15 protein-coding genes are annotated in these 16,809 nt (G+C 71.1%); 2 read left to right on the top strand and 13 right to left on the bottom strand.

The window, feature by feature from the left end:
* Positions 1–387: 387 nt before the first annotated feature.
* Complete coding sequence (gene tyrS, locus ACFPCV_RS36740) at positions 388–1,662, bottom strand: tyrosine--tRNA ligase (protein WP_378061945.1); 1,275 nt, start codon at positions 1,660–1,662, stop codon at positions 388–390.
* Between the two features lie 103 nt (positions 1,663–1,765).
* Between tyrS and ACFPCV_RS36735 the strand changes: the two genes are divergently transcribed.
* Positions 1,766–2,014 carry a hypothetical protein gene (locus ACFPCV_RS36735; protein WP_378061927.1) on the top strand — a complete coding sequence of 83 codons (249 nt, stop codon included), beginning with the start codon at positions 1,766–1,768 and terminating at the stop codon, positions 2,012–2,014.
* Here the strand turns inward: ACFPCV_RS36735 and ACFPCV_RS36730 are convergent.
* The 11 genes from ACFPCV_RS36730 to ACFPCV_RS36680 form a co-directional block, all read right to left on the bottom strand.
* Positions 1,998–2,636 (bottom strand): DNA-3-methyladenine glycosylase, encoded by a 639-nt coding sequence (locus ACFPCV_RS36730; protein ID WP_378061925.1) that lies wholly within the window; start codon positions 2,634–2,636, stop codon positions 1,998–2,000. The genes ACFPCV_RS36735 and ACFPCV_RS36730 overlap by 17 nt on opposite strands.
* 10 nt (positions 2,637–2,646) lie before the next feature.
* On the bottom strand, positions 2,647–3,888 hold the full coding sequence (locus ACFPCV_RS36725; RefSeq protein ID WP_378061923.1) for an MFS transporter: 1,242 nt from the start codon (positions 3,886–3,888) through the stop codon (positions 2,647–2,649).
* Positions 3,885–4,454: a winged helix-turn-helix domain-containing protein gene (locus tag ACFPCV_RS36720; protein WP_378061922.1), complete on the bottom strand. Its 570-nt coding sequence runs from the start codon at positions 4,452–4,454 to the stop codon at positions 3,885–3,887. Before ACFPCV_RS36720 ends, ACFPCV_RS36725 begins: the two co-directional genes overlap by 4 nt.
* A gap of 36 nt (positions 4,455–4,490) precedes the next feature.
* Positions 4,491–5,900 carry an argininosuccinate lyase gene (gene argH, locus ACFPCV_RS36715; protein ID WP_378061920.1) on the bottom strand — a complete coding sequence of 470 codons (1,410 nt, stop codon included), beginning with the start codon at positions 5,898–5,900 and terminating at the stop codon, positions 4,491–4,493.
* A 67-nt stretch (positions 5,901–5,967) separates the two neighbouring features.
* Positions 5,968–6,486, bottom strand: coding sequence for an arginine repressor (locus ACFPCV_RS36710; RefSeq protein WP_378061919.1), 519 nt, complete (start codon positions 6,484–6,486; stop codon positions 5,968–5,970).
* The gene (argF, locus tag ACFPCV_RS36705; protein WP_378061917.1) at positions 6,483–7,400 is read right to left on the bottom strand and encodes an ornithine carbamoyltransferase; all 918 of its coding nucleotides are present in this window, start codon (positions 7,398–7,400) and stop codon (positions 6,483–6,485) included. Before argF ends, ACFPCV_RS36710 begins: the two co-directional genes overlap by 4 nt.
* 1 nt (position 7,401) lies before the next feature.
* On the bottom strand, positions 7,402–8,544 hold the full coding sequence (locus tag ACFPCV_RS36700; protein WP_378061943.1) for an acetylornithine transaminase: 1,143 nt from the start codon (positions 8,542–8,544) through the stop codon (positions 7,402–7,404).
* A 44-nt stretch (positions 8,545–8,588) separates the two neighbouring features.
* On the bottom strand, positions 8,589–9,476 hold the full coding sequence (argB, locus tag ACFPCV_RS36695; protein ID WP_378061916.1) for an acetylglutamate kinase: 888 nt from the start codon (positions 9,474–9,476) through the stop codon (positions 8,589–8,591).
* On the bottom strand, positions 9,473–10,630 hold the full coding sequence (gene argJ / locus ACFPCV_RS36690; protein WP_378061914.1) for a bifunctional glutamate N-acetyltransferase/amino-acid acetyltransferase ArgJ: 1,158 nt from the start codon (positions 10,628–10,630) through the stop codon (positions 9,473–9,475). The genes argB and argJ overlap by 4 nt, the downstream gene beginning before the upstream one ends.
* On the bottom strand, positions 10,627–11,643 hold the full coding sequence (argC, locus tag ACFPCV_RS36685; RefSeq protein WP_378061912.1) for an N-acetyl-gamma-glutamyl-phosphate reductase: 1,017 nt from the start codon (positions 11,641–11,643) through the stop codon (positions 10,627–10,629). Before argC ends, argJ begins: the two co-directional genes overlap by 4 nt.
* A gap of 96 nt (positions 11,644–11,739) precedes the next feature.
* Complete coding sequence (locus ACFPCV_RS36680) at positions 11,740–13,338, bottom strand: alpha/beta fold hydrolase (protein WP_378061910.1); 1,599 nt, start codon at positions 13,336–13,338, stop codon at positions 11,740–11,742.
* Between the two features lie 136 nt (positions 13,339–13,474).
* Here ACFPCV_RS36680 and ACFPCV_RS36675 point away from each other — a divergent pair, with 136 nt between their 5' ends.
* A complete protein-coding gene (locus tag ACFPCV_RS36675; RefSeq protein WP_378061908.1) occupies positions 13,475–14,161 on the top strand; it encodes a DNA alkylation repair protein in 687 nt (228 codons plus the stop codon).
* A gap of 110 nt (positions 14,162–14,271) precedes the next feature.
* Here the strand turns inward: ACFPCV_RS36675 and pheT are convergent, their stop codons facing one another.
* Positions 14,272–16,782, bottom strand: a complete 2,511-nt coding sequence (pheT, locus tag ACFPCV_RS36670) for a phenylalanine--tRNA ligase subunit beta (RefSeq protein ID WP_378061907.1) — start codon at positions 16,780–16,782, stop codon at positions 14,272–14,274.
* Positions 16,783–16,809 lie beyond the last annotated feature (27 nt).

Genomic DNA, 16,809 nt, shown 5'->3' with positions numbered 1-16,809 from the left:
ATCAAACTCTCCAACAATGCTTTGTATGAAGAGAAACAAATCCCAGCAATATATACCTAGCTCTACCAAAAGAGGCCAGGCACAAGCTCACTAGCATTTTGAATCGGCACACTGTTGAGTTCTCAAACAACACACGCACACCCGTCCGAAACTGCAAGAGCTATCTTCTGGGGGCTTGTTTCAAGCTTAGCATCGGCCTCGATCTCTCTCGGCCTGAGGTCACCCACTCTATCACCTGCGTGAGAGCTTGGTTCGTGACCCCCCTGCCTTCGCTCCGTTCCGGTCTGGCCTTTCGGCTTTCCGGCCCGTTCCGCGCTGGCAGAGAGAAAGTTACACGCCCGCGAAAACCCCGTTTCACCCACCCCCCTTAACGTGCGTTTCCGCAGGTCAGGGGGCCATTTTGACTCCCGCGGTGTTCCGCTTGCCGCGACGGGCCACGAGCCACCGGCCGTGCAGGAGGTCGCCAGGGGCCGGCGTCCACTCCTCGTCGGCGATCTTCTGGTTGTTCACGTACGCCCCGCCCTCCTTCACGACGCGGCGCGCGGCGCCCCGGCTGTCGGCCAGCCCGGACGACACCAGCAGGTCGACGATCGTGGGCTTGTCCGCCAGGCGCGCCGCACCGGTCGGCACCTCGGCCATGGCGGCGTCCAGCGTCGACTCGTCGAGGTCGCGCAGCTCCCCCCTGCCGAACAGCGCACCGCTCGCGGCCACCACCTGCTCGGTGGCGTGCTCGCCGTGCACGAGCGTCGTGAACTCGGCGGCCAGGCGCTTCTGCGCGGCACGCAGGTGCGGGCGCTCGACGGTGTCCTTCTCCAGCGCCTCGATCTCCTCGCGCGGTAGGAAGGTGAAAAGCCGCAGGTAGCGGACGACGTCGGCGTCCCCGACGTTCACGAAGTACTGGTACCAGGCGTACGGCGAGGTCATCCCGGGATCGAGCCACACGTTGCCGCCGCCGGTCGACTTGCCGAACTTGCGGCCCTCGGCGTCGGTGACCAGCGGTGCCGTGAGCGCGTGCACGGACGCGCCCTCGATCCTGCGGACCAGCTCCACCCCGCCGAGGATGTTGCCCCACTGGTCGGAGCCGCCCATCTGCAGCGAGCAGCCGTACTTCCGGAACAGCTGCAGGTAGTCGTTGGACTGCAGCAGGAGGTAGCTGAACTCGGTGTACGACATCCCGTCGGTGTCGAGGCGGCGCCGCACGGTCTCCCTGGCCAGCATCACGTTGACCGAGAAGTGCTTGCCGACGTCGCGGAGGAACTCCAGCGCGGACATGCCGCCGGTCCAGTCCAGGTTGTTGACCACGACCGCGCCGGTCGGCGAGTCGTCGAAGTCGACGAACCGTTCGAGCTGGCCGCGGATCCGGCCCGCCCACTCGGCCACCGTGTCCAGCGTGGTCAGGGTGCGTTCGCCCTGGTCACGCGGGTCGCCGATCATGCCGGTGGCGCCGCCGGCCAGCACGATCGGCCGGTGACCGGCCCGTTGGAGCCTGCTGAGCATCAGCAACGGCACGAGGTTCCCGGCGTGCAGGCTCGGCGCGGTCGGGTCGAACCCGACGTAGGTCGTCAGCGGACCGGCGTCGAGGTCGCGCCGCAGCGCGTCGAGGTCAGTGGACTGCGCGATCAACCCGCGCCAGGACAGCTCGTCGAGGATGTGCTCCGTCACGGTCACCAATACTCTCCTACCGGCATCGGCACCGTCGCGCGAGTATCCTGAACACGGGTGATGAACGCTGTCGAAGCCGATCTACGTCCCGGACTTCCGGGGCATGCAGGCGCTCAACGCGTGGTTGCTGGGACACGACCACGGGCTGCTGCTGCAGGGTCCCGATCCCGACGCGCCCGACCCCGTGATGCACGGTGTGGTGGTCCGGCAGTCCCCGCCGCCGAGGACACCGCTGCACCGGTGGGACCCGGTGACCGTGTGGGTGGAGATCCCCGATGACGGCGGAGCGGGGGTCCGTGAGCCTCGCAAGCCGCTGCCACCGCACCGCGAGGACGTCAGCGAACAGCTCTGACCCGGCGTTTTCCACCTCGCCGGTACACGCTCACGGCCGGTGAGCCCTCGATCCAGAACCGCCACGGAACGTCGACGGCGACGGCGACGCCGACGCGGGGGCCCGCGAGGATCCGCTCCCGGGGCACCGGGTCGCCCGCGTGTAGCCGGACCGGCGAGTCCGGGTCGGTGAGGTCGGCGCCGTTGTCGCCGCGTGCCAGCCCCAGCACGGACGTGAGCCGGGCGGGGCCTTTCGCCAGCTCGGCGTCGCTGCGGGACGCGGGCCGCCGGGACCGCGCCACCTCCAGTCCGCCGACGACCTCCCCCGCGCGCAGCAGCACCGCGCCGGGGACGCCGTCGGTCAGCGAGACCACGTTGGCGCAGAAGTGCATGCCGTAGACGAAGTACACGTACAGGTGACCGGCCGGGCCGAACATGACCTCGTTGCGCGGGGTCCTGCCGCGGTAGCAGTGCGAGGCCGGGTCGTCGCCGCCCCGGTAGGCCTCCACCTCCACGAGGCGTACCCGCACGTCACCGGCCTCGATCACGCAGCCGAGGAGCAGCTTCGCGGCAGCGAGGGGGTCGACCGCCAGCTCCTGCCTGGTGAGCTGCCGGCCCAGTGGCGCGGCACCGGGAACGGACATGTGTTCGACCCTATACGGGCGCCGGTTCGCGCCGCTCGGCACGGATCGCGGGCAGGTACAGCGGCGCCGCCATGGCCAGCACCACGCCGCCGACGACGATCGCGAAGCCGGTCGAGACCCCGGTCGCGACCTGGGTGAGCACGATCTGGCCGAGTGCGCCCGCCGGTTGCCAGACCATCGAGCTCATCGACATGACGGTCGACCGGTGCTCGCTGGTGACCTCCCGGTGCAGCAGCGTCATGCTGACCGGCCCCCTCGCGCCGTGCGCGGTGTAGCAGACCAGGTGGGCGACGATGACCCCGGCGGGACCGGCGACCAGTCCCATGGTCACGATCGCGGCGCCCTGCAGCAACGGCAGCACGGCCGCGGTCCGCCCGACCCCGATCCGTGCCGTGAGCAGCGGGATCGCCCCGGCACCGAGCGCGTTGACGAACCAGGCGGCGGCACCGACCGGGCCGGCCAGCTCCGCCGCCCGCTCCGGACCGCCGACCAGTTCGGACAGGCGGACCGGCATCAGCACCTCGAAGGTGACCATGCCGAAGCCCCAGCACAGGGACACCCCGAGCAGGCAGAGCAGCACGCGGGAGCGCCGGACGATGCCGGCGCCCTCGGCGATCACCCTGGGCACGTCGCGGACCGACGCGAGCAGCGAGCGCTTGCCATCGGGGTGCGGGGCCTCGCGGACCAGCAGGGCGAGGGCGGCGAACCCGGCGAGCTGCAGGGCGAGGATGAGCAGGACGGGTTGCACGAGCGTGGGCACGCCGGGCACCTGGATCCACGCCACGATCCCGCTGGTGACGAGCGCGCCGGTGCCGATGGCGGCGCCCGCCACCGTGCCGCCCGCGGAGAGCCCGCGCTCCAGCTTCGCGTCCGGGTCGGCTGCCAGCGTCGCGTCGACGTACCAGGACTCGAGCGGGCCGCTGTCCAGCGCGCGGTAGACGCCCTGCAACACCCAGACCAGGGCGAACATGGCGAAGGTGTCCGCGAACACCAGGACGGTGACCGAGGCCAGGCCGATGACCGACGAGAGCAACAGGACCGGGCGACGGCCCCACGAGTCGGACAGGCCGCCGGTCGGCAGCTCCAGTGCGAGGACGACGAAGCCCTGCAGTGACGCCGCCAGGCCGGCTTCCGCGAGTGTCAGGCCGCGGTCGAGTGGCAGCAGGACCACGAGCGGCACCCACAGCCCGACCGGGAACCAGCGCAGGGCGAGCAGGAACAGGTAGCGGTTGCGTGCCTGGGTGCCGGTCACGGTCTGTCGTCCGGGTCGATGGGCATGGCGTTGAGCAGGACCGACACCCGCCGGGCGCCGGGGCGGGGCTCATTGCCGAGCCTCTCGCCGAAGCGCTCCATGACCGACTCCAGTTCGGTCATCAGCTCGCTCAGCTCCTCGGCGGTGGCGGTGAACAGCATGTCGGACATGTGTGCCGCGTCGCGCCACTCGACCGGCCAGGACGGCCGTTGGTCATCCCACCGGGCGAGCTGCTCGGAGAAGTGGCTGAAGTAGTGCTGCCGCAGCCAGCCGGAGGCGGCCATGGCGTCCGGGTCGGCCGCGAAGTCGGCTTCCGACCAGCTGTGTGCTTCCTGCGCGGCCTGCCAGAACCGTTGCTTGCCGCTGCCGTCCCCCGTTTCGACGACCAGGTTCACCTCGGCGAGTTTGCGCAGGTGGTAGCTGGTGGCGCCGGTGTTCGTCGACAGGCGCTCGGCGAGCTGGGTGGCGGTCGCGGCGCCATTCAGCCTCAGCTCGCTGAGCAGCCGCGCCCGGAGGGGGTGCGCGAGCACCCGCAGGGCGCGGCTGTCCAGGTGCAGGTTGTCCATGCGTGCACAATAACTGTGCACACTTTCTTTGCACAACTATTGTGCATACCAGGTTCGCAGGTCGGCGAGCACTTCGGTGACGCGGGCGCGCTGCTCGGCCACCCGTGCGGGAGCCGTGCCGCCGTACGCGTCGCGGGAGGCGATCGAGCCGTCGACCGTCAGCACGTCACGCACCTCGGGTGAGAGCGCGGGGTGCACACCGGTCAGCTCCTCGTCGGTCAGGTCCTCGAGGCCGACGCCCCTGGTCTCGGCGACCCGCACGCAGTCCCCCGCCGCCTCGTGCGCGACGCGGAACGGCACCCCCTGGCGGACGAGCCATTCCGCGATGTCGGTGGCGAGGGTGAACCCGGCGGGCGCGAGCTGCGCCATGCGGTCGGTGTGGAACGTGAGCGTGCCGAGCATGCCCGCGATGGCGGGCAGCAGCAGCTCCAACTGCTCGACCGAGTCGAACAGCGGCTCCTTGTCCTCCTGCAGGTCGCGGTTGTACGCCAGCGGCTGCGCCTTCAGCACCGCCAGCAGCCCCGTCAGGTTGCCGATCAGCCGCCCCGACTTGCCCCGCGTCAGCTCCGCGACGTCCGGGTTCTTCTTCTGCGGCATGATCGACGAGCCGGTCGCCCACGCGTCGTCGAGCGTCGCGTAGCCGAACTCGGCGGTCGTCCAGATGATCGTCTCCTCGGCGATCCGCGACAGGTTCACGCCCAGCATGGCCAGCACGAACGCCATCTCGGCGGCGAAGTCGCGGGACGCGGTGCCGTCGATCGAGTTCTCCGCCGACGCGTCGAAACCCAGCTCCCTGGCGACCGCTTCGGGATCCAGACCGAGCGACGACCCGGCCAGCGCACCCGAACCGTAGGGCGACACGGCCGCGCGCCTGTCCCAGTCCCGCAGGCGGTCCAGGTCACGCAGCAGCGGCTGGACGTGCGCCAGCAGGTGGTGTGCGAGCAGCACCGGCTGCGCGTGCTGCAGGTGGGTCCGGCCCGGCATGACCGCGGTCGGGTGTTCGTCCACCTGGTGCAGCAGCGCGGCCACGACGTGGTCGACCCCGACCGCGATCCGGCGGGCCGCGTCCCGCAGCCACATCCGGAACAGCGTCGCGACCTGGTCGTTGCGGGACCGGCCCGCGCGCAGCTTGCCGCCGAGCTCGGGACCCGCACGTTCGATGAGGCCGCGTTCGAGCGCGGTGTGCACGTCCTCGTCGGCGAGCACGGGCGTGAACGCGCCGGCCGCCACGTCATCGGCCAGTGAGTCCAGCGCGTCGAGCATCCCTGCCAGCTCGTCGTCGGTCAGCAGCTTCGCGTTGTGCAGCACCCGCGCGTGCGCCCTGGAACCCGCGATGTCGTAGGGCGCGAGACGCCAGTCGAAGTGGGTCGACAGCGACAGCCGCGCCATCGCCTCGGCCGGTCCGGACGAAAAACGGCCACCCCACAGGGCAGTCGGCTCAGACATGCTGGTCCCTCTTCGCTGCGAAATTTCCGACGTGTCGAGACCGCCCGAGTGGGCGAGGACGATCCGCTCACTCATCGTCGTTGTCTCCTTCGTGCATGCCCGCCGCGAGGGCGGTGAAGCGTTGCGCCAGGTCCTGGCCGGACAAGGGCTCCCTGGCGATGACCATCACGGTGTCGTCGCCCGCGATGGTGCCGACGACCTCGTGCAGGGCGGCCCGGTCGATCGCGCTGGCGAGGAACTGCGCGGCACCGGGCGGTGTTCGCAGCACGGTCAGGTTGGCGGAGTAGTCGGCGGACACCATCAGCTCGGTGAGCAGGCGGGACAGCCGGGACGTGCCGCCCTGGACGCCGCGCACGGGTGCGCCGTCCTCGGGGATCACGTAGACGGCGGCGCCGCCGTCGACCCCGCGGAGCTTGACCGCGCCCAGCTCGTCGAGGTCTCGGGACAGGGTCGCCTGGGTGACGTCGATGCCTTCGCCCGCGAGGAGCTTCGCCAGCTCGGTCTGGCTGCGGACACCCATCGAGGTGACCAGCTCGACGATCCTCGCCTGCCTGGCGACCCGCGTCGTGTTGGACACCGCGGTCATACCCCCACCGCCCACATGAGCAGTGCCTTCTGGGCGTGCAGGCGGTTCTCCGCCTCGTCCCACACCGCGCTCGCCGGGCAGTCGAGCACCTCGTCGGTGATCTCCCACCCGCGGTGGGCAGGCAGGCAGTGCAGCACGATCGCGCCCGGCGCGGCCCGCTCGACCAGTGCCTCGTTGATCTGGAACGGGCGGAACGGCGAGACCCGGTCCTTGCCGTCGTTCTCCTGTCCCATGGACGTCCACGAGTCGGTGACCAGCACGTCCGTGCCCTCGACCGCGGCGTGCGGGTCGGACAGGACGGTCACCGAGCCGCCCGTTCCTGCCGCGCGCTTGTCGGCGTCGCGCAGCACGTCCGGCAGCGGCGCGAACCCCTCCGGGTGCGCGACGCGGACGTGCAGCCCCGCGGTGGCACCACCCAGCAGCAGCGAGTGGGACATGTTGTTCGCGCCGTCGCCGAGGTAGGTCAGCGTGACGCCGGCGAGCCTGCCGAGCCGTTCGCGGATGGTCTGCAGGTCGGCGAGCACCTGGCAGGGGTGGAACTCGTCGGTGAGCGCGTTGATCACCGGGACCCGTGAGGCCGAGGCCATCGCGACGATCCTGGGCTGCGCGTACGTCCGCCACACGACCGCGTCGACGTAGCGGGACAGCACCCGCGAGGTGTCCTCGATGGTCTCCTCGCGGCCGAGTTGCATGGTGCGGCCGTCTATGACGATCGGCTGGCCGCCGAGCTGGTTGATGCCTACCTCGAACGAAAGGCGGGTGCGGGTGGAGTTCTTCTCGAAGATCGTCGCGACGGACCGCCCGGTGAGCGGGGTGAAGCCGAGCTTGTCGGCCTTCATCCGGTCGGCGAGGTCGAGTACGGCGAGCTGGTCGCCGGGTGTCAGGTCGTCGTCGCGCAGGAAGTGCCGGACCACGTCACGCCTCCCGTGCGGTGTCGAGGACGCCCGGCAGGGCGTCGAGGAACCCGTGCACCTGCTCGGCGTCGAGGACCAGCGGTGGCGCGAGCCGCACGGAGTCCGGCTGCACGTTGTTGACCAGGTAACCGGCCTTGAGCGCGGCACTCGCGACGGCACCGGACACGGGCTCGGCCAGCCCGATGGCCAGCAGCAGACCGCTCCCCCGCACCTCGGTGACCAGCGGGTGCCCGAGTGCCTCCACCCCGGCGGTGATCTCCTTGCCCATGGTGGCCGCGTGCTCGCACAGACCGTCCGCTGCGATGGTGCGCAGCACCGCGAGCCCGGCCGCGCAGCAGACGGGGTTGCCGCCGAACGTGGTGCCGTGCTGGCCGGGCCCGAGCAGGTCGCCCGCCGCGCCGACACCGATGCAGGCACCGATGGGCAGCCCGCCGCCGAGGCCCTTGGCGAGCGTGACCACGTCCGGGGTGATGCCTGCCTGCTGGAACGCGAACCACGTGCCGAGGCGGCCGATCCCGGTCTGTACCTCGTCCACCACGAGCAGCGCGCCGGTCCTGGTCGTGATCTCCCGCGCCGCCCGCAGGTAGCCGGCCGGGGCCGGGTGCACGCCGCCCTCGCCGAGCACCGGCTCGACGAACACCGCGGCCGTCTCGTCGTCCACGGCGGCACGCAGCGCGTCGACGTCGCCGAACGGCACATGCGTGACACCGGCCAGCAGCGGTTCGAACGGCGCCCGCTTGGCGGGCTGGCCGGTGACGGTGAGCGCGCCCATGGTGCGGCCGTGGAACGCGCCGTCGCAGGCCACGAGCTTGGTGCGGCCGGTGAGGCGGGACAGCTTCACGGCCGCTTCGACGGCCTCCGCACCCGAGTTGCAGAAAAGGACCTTCGCCTGGCCGGTGAGCCCGGCCACGTCGAGCAGCTCCTCCGCCAGCTCGACGGTGACCTGGTTGACGTACAGGTTCGAGGTGTGGCCCAGCGTCTGGATCTGCTCGGTCACCGCGGCCACGATCGCCGGGTGCCCGTGGCCCAGCGCGTTGACCGCGATGCCCGCTACGAGGTCGAGGTACCGGTTGCCGTCGGCGTCCCAGACGTACGCGCCCTCGCCGCGCACCAGCGTGAGTGCCGGCGTTCCGTAGTTGTCCATGAGGGACGCCTGCCACCTGGCCTGGCCGTCCACATTGGAGCCGATCACTGGTTCTCCTCCTCGGGCAGGACCATCGTGCCGACGCCGCTGCCGGTGAACACCTCGAGCAGCACCGAGTGGGCGAGCCTGCCGTCGATCACGTGGGCGCGTGGCACCCCGCCGCGCACGGCGGCGAGGCACGCCTCCATCTTCGGGATCATGCCGCTGGCAAGCCCTGGCAGCAGCCGCTCCAGCTCGTCCGCGCGGACCTGGTGCAGCAGCGAGTCCTTGTTCGGCCAGTCCGTGTACAGGCCCTCGACGTCGGTCAGCACGACGAGCTTCTCGGCCTCCAGCGCGACCGCGATCGCGGCGGCAGCGGTGTCGGCGTTCACGTTGTGCGCCAGGCCGTCGGAGTCCGGGGCGACCGTGGAGACGACCGGGATGCGGCCCGCGTGGACGATGTCGAGCACCGCGTCCGGGTTCACGGCGATGACCTCGCCGACGAGACCGAGGTCGACCTCCGTGCCGTCGACGGTGGCCGTGCGGCGCTGCGCGGTGAGCAGGCGCGCGTCCTCGCCGGAGATCGCGACCGCGTACGGGCCGTGCGCGTTGATCAGCGCGACCAGCTCGCGGGACACCTGACCGGTGAGCACCATCCGGACCACGTCCATGGTCTCCGGTGTGGTGACACGCAGGCCCGCCCTGAACTCGCCGGGAATGCCGAGCCGGTTGAGCATGGCGGTGATCTGCGGGCCGCCGCCGTGCACCACGACCGGGTGCAGGCCGCACAGCTTCAGGAACACCATGTCCTGCGCGAACGCGGCCTTCAGCTCGTCGTCGACCATCGCGTTGCCGCCGTACTTCACGACGACCGTCGCTCCGTGGAACCGTTGCAGCCACGGCAGTGCCTCGATCAGGACCGCGGCCTTCTCCGCTGCCTGCGGGATGGTCATGACGAGTACGCGCTGTTCTCTTCGACGTAGCCGTGCGACAGGTCGGTGGTCAGCACGGTCGCGTTGCCCGGCCCGGCGTGCAGGTCGATCTCGACGGTGATGTCGCGGCCGGACAGGTCCGCCTTCGACCGGTCCTCCCCCGCCGCGCCGGCCGCGCAGACCACGACGCCGTTGATCGTGATGTCCAGCTTCGCCGGGTCGAACCCGACCGGTGCGTTGCCGACCGCCATCGCGATGCGACCCCAGTTCGGGTCGGAGCCGAAGAACGCCGTCTTGCAGAGGTTGTCACGCGCGACGGTCCGCGCGGTCGTGGCCGCCTCCGCGTCGCTGACGGCACCGCGCACGGTGATCGTGACGTGCTTGGTGACGCCCTCGGCGTCGGCCTGCAGCTGGGCGACGAGGTCGCGGCACAGCCCGGTGAGCTTGTCGGTGAACTCCTCGACGGGGACTTCCCTGCCGGACGCGCCGGAGCACAGCAGCAGCACGGTGTCGTTGGTGGACGTGCCGCCGTCGACGTCGAGCGCGTTGAAGGTGACGTTCACCGCGGCCCGCAGTGCGGCGTCCAGCCCGGACCGGTCGAGTACCGCGTCGGTGGTGATGACCGCGAGCATCGTCGCCATGTTCGGCGCGCACATGCCTGCGCCCTTGGCGAAACCGCCGAGCGCCCAGCCGTCCTGGACCGACTCGGCGTGCTTGGGCACGCTGTCGGTGGTCATGACGGCCGTGGCGGCGTCGACACCCGCTTCCTCGGTGTCGGCCAGCCGCGCGGCTGCGGCGGTGACCCCCGCCCTGAGCTTGTCCATCGGCAGGCGGGCGCCGATCAGGCCGGTGGAGCAGACGGCGACGTCGATCGCGCCGATGCCCAGCGTCGCGGCGACGTGCTCGGCGGTCGCGTGGGTGTCCTGGAAGCCTTCCTGGCCGGTACAGGCGTTGGCGCCGCCCGAGTTCAGCACGACCGCTTTCACCCGGCCGGTCGCCAGGACCTGCTGGGACCACAGCACGGGCGCGGCCTTCACCTTGTTGCGGGTGAAGACGCCAGCGGCCACGTCGAGCGGGCCGTCGTTGACCACGAGGGTCACGTCCTTGTTGCCGTTCTCCTTGATCCCGGCGGCGACCCCAGAGGACCGGAAGCCCTTGGGGCTGTTGATGGTCACGGTGCCACTCCCACGGTGGAAAGGCCGGTGGTCTCCGGCAGGCCGAGTGCGATGTTCATCGACTGGACGGCCGCGCCCGCCGTGCCCTTGGTCAGGTTGTCGAGCGCGGCGACCACGACGAGACGCCCCGCGTCGCGGTCGACGGTCGCGCGCAGCTGCACGGCGTTGGAGCCGAGCGTGGCGGCGGTCGCGGGCCACGCGTTCTCGAGGACGTGGACGAACGGCTCGTCGGCGTAGGCCTTGCGGTAGACCTCGTCCGGGTCCGCGTCGTGCTTCAGCGGTGCGGACGCGGTGGTCAGGATGCCGCGCGGCATCGGCGCGAGGACCGGCGTGAACGACACGGCGACCTGTTCCCCCGCGACCTTCCCCAGGTTCTGGGCGATCTCCGGGGTGTGCCGGTGCGTGCCGCCGACGCCGTACGCGCTGGCCGAGCCCATGACCTCGGAGCCGAGCAGGTGCGGCTTGAGGGACTTGCCCGCGCCGGACGTGCCGCTGACCGAGACGATCACCACGTCCGGCTCGACCATGCCCGCCGCCAGTGCCGGGGCGAGCGCGAGGGACGCGCCCGTCGGGTAGCAGCCGGGGACGGCGATCCGCGTGGCGTTCCGCAGCTTCGCGCGGTGACCGGGCAGCTCGGGCAGGCCGTAGGGCCAGGTGCCCGCGTGCTCGCCGCCGTACCAGCGGGTCCAGTCCTCGCCGTTCTCCAGGCGGTGGTCGGCGCCGCAGTCGACCACGAGCGTGTCCTGGCCCAGCCGGGCCGCGATCTCGGCGGAGTGCCCGTGCGGCAGCGCGAGGAACACCACGTCGTGGCCACTGAGCTGCTCGGCCGTCGTCTCGGCGAGGACGCGGTCCGCGAGCGGGAGGAGATGGGGCTGGTGCGCGCCGAGCGCGGTGCCCGCGTTGCCGCCCGCGGTCAGCGCCCCGATCTCCACCTCAGGGTGGCCGAGCAGCAGCCGGAGCAACTCACCCCCGGCGTACCCGCTGGCACCACCCACGGCGATTCGGATCGTCACGTGGATGATTATGCACGCTCATGCAAACTCACTCAACCGAGATGGGTGTGACGCGGAACGGGCACCCCGGGAGCGCCCGTTCCGCGCTCGAAACCCTTACCGGGGAACGGCGGCCGCCAGTTCGGCGCGCAGGTCGGCCGACGGCGCCGACGCGGCCCGCTTGTCAGCGGTCGCACCGGAGGGAACCGGCTGCGGCACCGGGTCGCACTGGACGTCGGAGCCGTCGCCCGGCTTGCGCTCGGGCAGCGCACCCGTCTTCAGGTACTCGGTGACGATGCTGTCCGAGCACTCGACTCCGGAGAGTGACCCCGAGTGGGTGGTGCCGCCGACACCCTCGACGAGCACCGAGTTCGGGAACAGCTTGCGCACCTCGATGGCACCGGAGTACGGCGTCGCCGAGTCGAGCGTCTCGTTGAGCAGGAGCGCGCTGCCGACGCCGCGGCCGTCGATCGTCACCGGCGTGTCCGCCGCGGCGGGCCAGAAGGCGCACGGGGCGTTGAACCACGCGTTGGCCCACGTCTCGAACGGCGCGCGGGCGAAGGTGAGCCAGTTGTCGACGCGCCACTTGTTCCAGTTCGTCGGCCACTGCTTGTCGGTACAGGACACCGCGAGGTACACGGCGTGGCCGTTGTCGTCGAACGGCGGCGTGCCGTACAGGTCCCGCAGCGTCTCCCAGTCACCGTCGTGGACGAAGCCCGCGAACGCGCTCGCGATGTCCTCCCAGCCGTACACGTAGTACGCGGCCTGCAGGAAGATGTCGGTCCACTCGTCCGGGCCGATCACGCCACCGGCGGGGGCACGCAGCAGTTCGGCCTGCTTCCGGTAGAACAGCGCCTCGACCGCACGGCCGGTGGCGCCGAGGTGGTACACGCTGTCGTACTTCGCGACCCAGTCGAAGTAGACCTTGATGTTGCGGTCGAACGCGACGTCCTGGTCGAGGTTCGCGTCGTACCAGACCCGCTTCGGGTTCACGTTGCCGTCGAACACGACGCGGGCGAGACGGGCCGGGAACAGCGTGCCGTACACCTGACCCAGATAGGTGCCGTAGGAGAACCCGTAGTAGTTGATCCGCTCGGCGCCGAGTGCTTTTCGGATGCTCTCCATGTCGTTCGCCGAGTCGACGGTCGTCATGTGTTCGAGCAGTTTCCCGCCGTTCTCACCGCACGCGTCCGCGTAATTCCTCGACCGCGTCAGCCACGTCCGCTCGAGATCGGGCGTGATCGGCACGAAGAACGGCCGGTTGTAACCGTCGTAGTCCGGAATGCACGAAAGCGAAGGACGGCTGGCACCGACACCCCTCGGGTCGAAGCCGATCCAGTCGTACGCGTCGCCGCCGCCGTCCGGCACGAAGTCGCCGAAGACCGAGTAGATGAGGCCGGAGCCGCCCGGGCCGCCCGGGTTGACCAGCATCGGACCCTGGTACGCGGCGTCCGGGCTCTTGTGCGTCACGCGGGACACCGCGAGCTTGATCATCTCGCCGTCCGGCTGCGCGTAGTCGAGCGGGACGTCGAGGAAGCCGCATTTGGCGCCTGCCTGCACGAGCCGCGGATTGTCGCATTCACCCCATTGGATGGGTTCTGGAGTGAATTCGGGTATTTCTGTCGGCGCGGCGGAAGCGACCGACGTTGCGGCCACCCCACTGAGCACGACTCCCGCGACCGCTGCCAGGGCAGCGAATCTCTTTGCTTTGATCACCGGACGAGCCTGCCTCCGAAATAGCGAGCGGGGAACACCCCGAAAGTCGATTTACCGTATCGTGCCGACACGGAACGCGACCACTCGAACACGCGGCCGCACAGAGTTGTCGGTGGGGTGGGCTAGCTTGCGCCTCGTGGACGAACCCCGTGCTCTCGTCGCCGCGGTGCGGTCCGGGCTGGCGGCCGAGGGCGACCCGGGCAAGGCCCCGGAGATGCAGCGGTACATGAAGTCGGAGCTGCCGTTCCGGGGTGTCGCGGCGCCCGCACGCAGGGCGCTGGCGAAGGAGCTGTTCGCCGCGCACGAGTTGCCGACCGTGGACGCGCTGCGGACGGCGGCGCTGACGCTGTGGCGGGAGGCCGCCTACCGCGAGGAGCGATACCTGGCGATCGACCTGACCGGCCACCGCGCGTACCGGGCGTGGCAGACCCCCGAACTGCTGCCGCTGTACGAGGAGATGATCGTCACCGGTGCGTGGTGGGACTACGTCGACGAGCTCGCGAACCGCAGAGTCGGCCCGCTGTTGCGCAACTTCTCCGCCGCGCTGACACCGGTCATGCACGCGTGGGCGAGCGACGAGGACCGGTGGAAGCGCCGCACGTCCATCATCTGCCAGCTGAGCTTCAAGGAGGCGACGGACACCGCGCTGCTGACGGCGGCGATCGAGGCGAACCTCGGGGACCGGGACTTCTTCATCCGCAAGGGCATCGGCTGGGCGCTGCGCCAGTTCGCCCGCACCGAACCGGGCTGGGTGCGTGCGTTCGTGGCCGGCCACCCGAAGCTGTCGCCGCTGTCCGTGCGGGAGGCCGTCAAGCACTTGTAGCCGTTGGCAGCCGGAGGCGGTGGCCTTCGCGACGGGCTGACCAGGCAACGGCCCTGAAAGGCGCGTTCAGGGCGTTGCGTGCCCTGAACGCGCCTTTCAGGGCACTGAGGTCAGGACCGGAGCGCGGCTCCGAACCGGGAGGCGGCAGCGGCCACCGCGGCATCGCGAGCCGCGGTCGCCTCGTCCACCGTCAGCGTGCGGTCCGGCGCGCGGAACCGCAGCGAGTAGGCCAGCGACCGCTTGCCCGCGCCGACCTGCTCACCGGTGAACACGTCGAACAGGTTCAGGTCCTCCAGGAGGTCGCCACCGCCGCCACGCAGGGCGTCCGCGACCTCGGCGACCGGCACCGACTCGTCGACGACCAGCGCGACGTCCAGCAGCACCGGCGGGTACGGCGACGGGGCCGGGGCGGGACGACGGTCCGCCAGCGGGAGCCCGTCCAGCTTCAGCTCCATCGCGCACGTGCGCTTCGGCAGGCCGAGCTTGTCGACCACCTTCGGGTGCAGCTCACCCGCGTAGCCGACGGCGACGTCGCCGACCAGCAGCTGCGCGCACCGCCCGGGGTGCCACGGCGCCAGCTCACCAGCGGTCACCGTCAGGTCGACACCGGCGGCCTCCGCGACGATCTGCGCGGCTCGCACGGCGTCCGACCAGCTCGCCTGCGTGCCGGGGCCCCACCAGCCAGCCCGCTCGCGGTTGCCTGCCAGGACCACCGCCGTGTGCACCGGCTGCTGCGGCAGCGCGGCGTACAGGCTCGTGATCTCCGCGTCGCTCGGGCGGCCCCGCACGCCCACCTCCGGCACCGGCACCTGCTGCGCCTTCGGCAGCGTCACCTGCCCGATGTGGAACAGCGCGATGTCGCGGGTGCCGCGGGACACGTTGCGCACCAACGCGTCCAGCAGCCCGGGCAGCAGGGTCGTGGCCAGCTCGCCGCGCTCGGCCTCGAGCGGGTTGAGGATCGAGACGGTGCGGCGGCGGCTGTCCTCGGCGTCCAGGCCGAACGCGTCCCACACCGACGGCGACACGAACGGGAACGGGATCACCTCGACGTAGCCCGCCTCCGCGAGCGCGCGGCCGACCGTCCGCCTGCGCCGCTGGCTCGCCGTGGCACCGTTGCCGGGCCGGGCCGCGGGCAGCACCGTCGGGATCGAGGCGTAGCCCTCGAGCCGCAGCACCTCCTCGACCAGGTCGGCCGGCTCGGCGAGGTCGTGGCGCCACGTCGGCGGCTGCGCGAGCACGACCGGGGAGCCGTCCTCCGCGTTGCTGATCTCGGTGATGCACCCGATCTGCTGGAGCCGCCGCACGGTCGCGCCGCGCTCGTAGTTCGTGCCCGCGACGCGGTCGGGCAGCGCCAACGGCATCGTCACGATCGGCAGCGCGGTCACGCCGCCCTCGTCGGTGCGGCCGGGCTGGATGCTGCCGTCGGCCTGGTCACGCAGCAGCCGGGCAGCGCGCTCCAGCGCCATCGGCGGGATGTTCGCGTCGACGTGCCGCTCGAAGCGCTTGGACGCCTCCGACGGCAGCTTGTGCCTGCGCACGGTCCGGGCGATGGCCGCCGGGTCCCAGACCGCGGCCTCCAGGAGGATGTCCGTGCTGTCGGCGCGGACCTCGGTGCTCGCGCCACCCATCACGCCCGCCAGCGACACCGGGCCGGTCTCGTCGGCGATGACGATGTCGTCCGGGTCCAGCTCGCGCACGGTGTCGTCGAGCGTGGTGAGCTTCTCCCCCGGCCGCGCGCGGCGCACGACCAGGCCGCCCTTGATCGACGGGGTGTCGAAGGCGTGCATGGGCTGGCCCATCTCGAGCATCACGTAGTTCGTGACGTCGACGGCGAGCGAGATCGAGCGGATACCCGCCAGCATCAGCCTGCGCCGCACCCAGAAGGGGGTCGGCGCGGTCGGGTCGACGCCGGTGATGCGGCGCGCGACGAAGCGCGGGCAGTCGTCCTCGCTCTCGACGGTCACGGAGAAGGCGTCGCCCTCGGCCTCCGGCACGTCGATGGCGGCCGGGTCGCGGTAGTCGAGGTCGAACGCGCACGCCAGCTCGCGGGCCAGGCCGCGGATGGAGAACGCGTAGCCGCGGTCGGGCGTGATCGACAGCTCGATCACGCTCTCGTCCAGGCCCAGCAGCTCGACCGCGTCGTCACCGGCACCCGCCTCACCGCTTGGCAGCACGAGGATGCCGGAGTGCTCGTCGCCGAGCCCCAGCTCGCGGGCCGAGCAGATCATGCCGTTGCTGATCCGGCCGTAGGTCTTGCGCGCGGTGATCGAGAAACCGCCGGGCAGCACCGCGCCGGGCAGCGCGACCACCACGAGGTCGCCCTCCGCGAAGTTCGTGGCGCCGCAGACGATCCCGCGCAGGCGCGGCTCGCCCTCGATGACGTCGTCGTGGTCGTCGGCCTCCGCGACCTCGACCTTGCAGTACCGGATCGGCTTCTTGAACTCGGTGAGCTCCTCGATCTCGGCGACGCGGCCGACCACGACGGGACCGGTCACCGGGCCGAGGGGCGTGACCTCCTCGACCTCGAAACCGACCCGGACGAACGCCTCGGCGATCTGCTCCGCCGTGTACTTCTCGTCCGTCTCGAGGTGCTCGGTGAGCCAGCTGACGGGGACCCGCACGGTGTTACCTCTCCTACTGACTGGCGA

The organism is Actinophytocola glycyrrhizae (assembly GCF_042653545.1).
Classification (GTDB): Bacteria; Actinomycetota; Actinomycetes; order Mycobacteriales; family Pseudonocardiaceae; genus Actinophytocola; species Actinophytocola glycyrrhizae.
The sequence above is the reverse complement of the archived record's forward strand: the minus strand, read 5'-3'. Positions and strand labels throughout refer to the sequence as shown.

Excerpts from the sequence above, each read along its gene's own strand:
- argB (WP_378061916.1), bottom strand. The coding sequence starts at position 9,476 with ATGACCATCCCGCAGGCAGCGGAGAAGGCCGCGGTCCTGATCGAGGCA.
- ACFPCV_RS36700 (WP_378061943.1), bottom strand. The coding sequence starts at position 8,544 with ATGGACAACTACGGAACGCCGGCACTCACGCTGGTGCGCGGCGAGGGC.
- argH (WP_378061920.1), bottom strand. The coding sequence starts at position 5,900 with ATGTCTGAGCCGACTGCCCTGTGGGGTGGCCGTTTTTCGTCCGGACCG.
- ACFPCV_RS36735 (WP_378061927.1), top strand. The coding sequence starts at position 1,766 with ATGCAGGCGCTCAACGCGTGGTTGCTGGGACACGACCACGGGCTGCTG.
- ACFPCV_RS36730 (WP_378061925.1), bottom strand. The coding sequence starts at position 2,636 with ATGTCCGTTCCCGGTGCCGCGCCACTGGGCCGGCAGCTCACCAGGCAG.
- ACFPCV_RS36710 (WP_378061919.1), bottom strand. The coding sequence starts at position 6,486 with ATGACCGCGGTGTCCAACACGACGCGGGTCGCCAGGCAGGCGAGGATC.
- ACFPCV_RS36720 (WP_378061922.1), bottom strand. The coding sequence starts at position 4,454 with ATGGACAACCTGCACCTGGACAGCCGCGCCCTGCGGGTGCTCGCGCAC.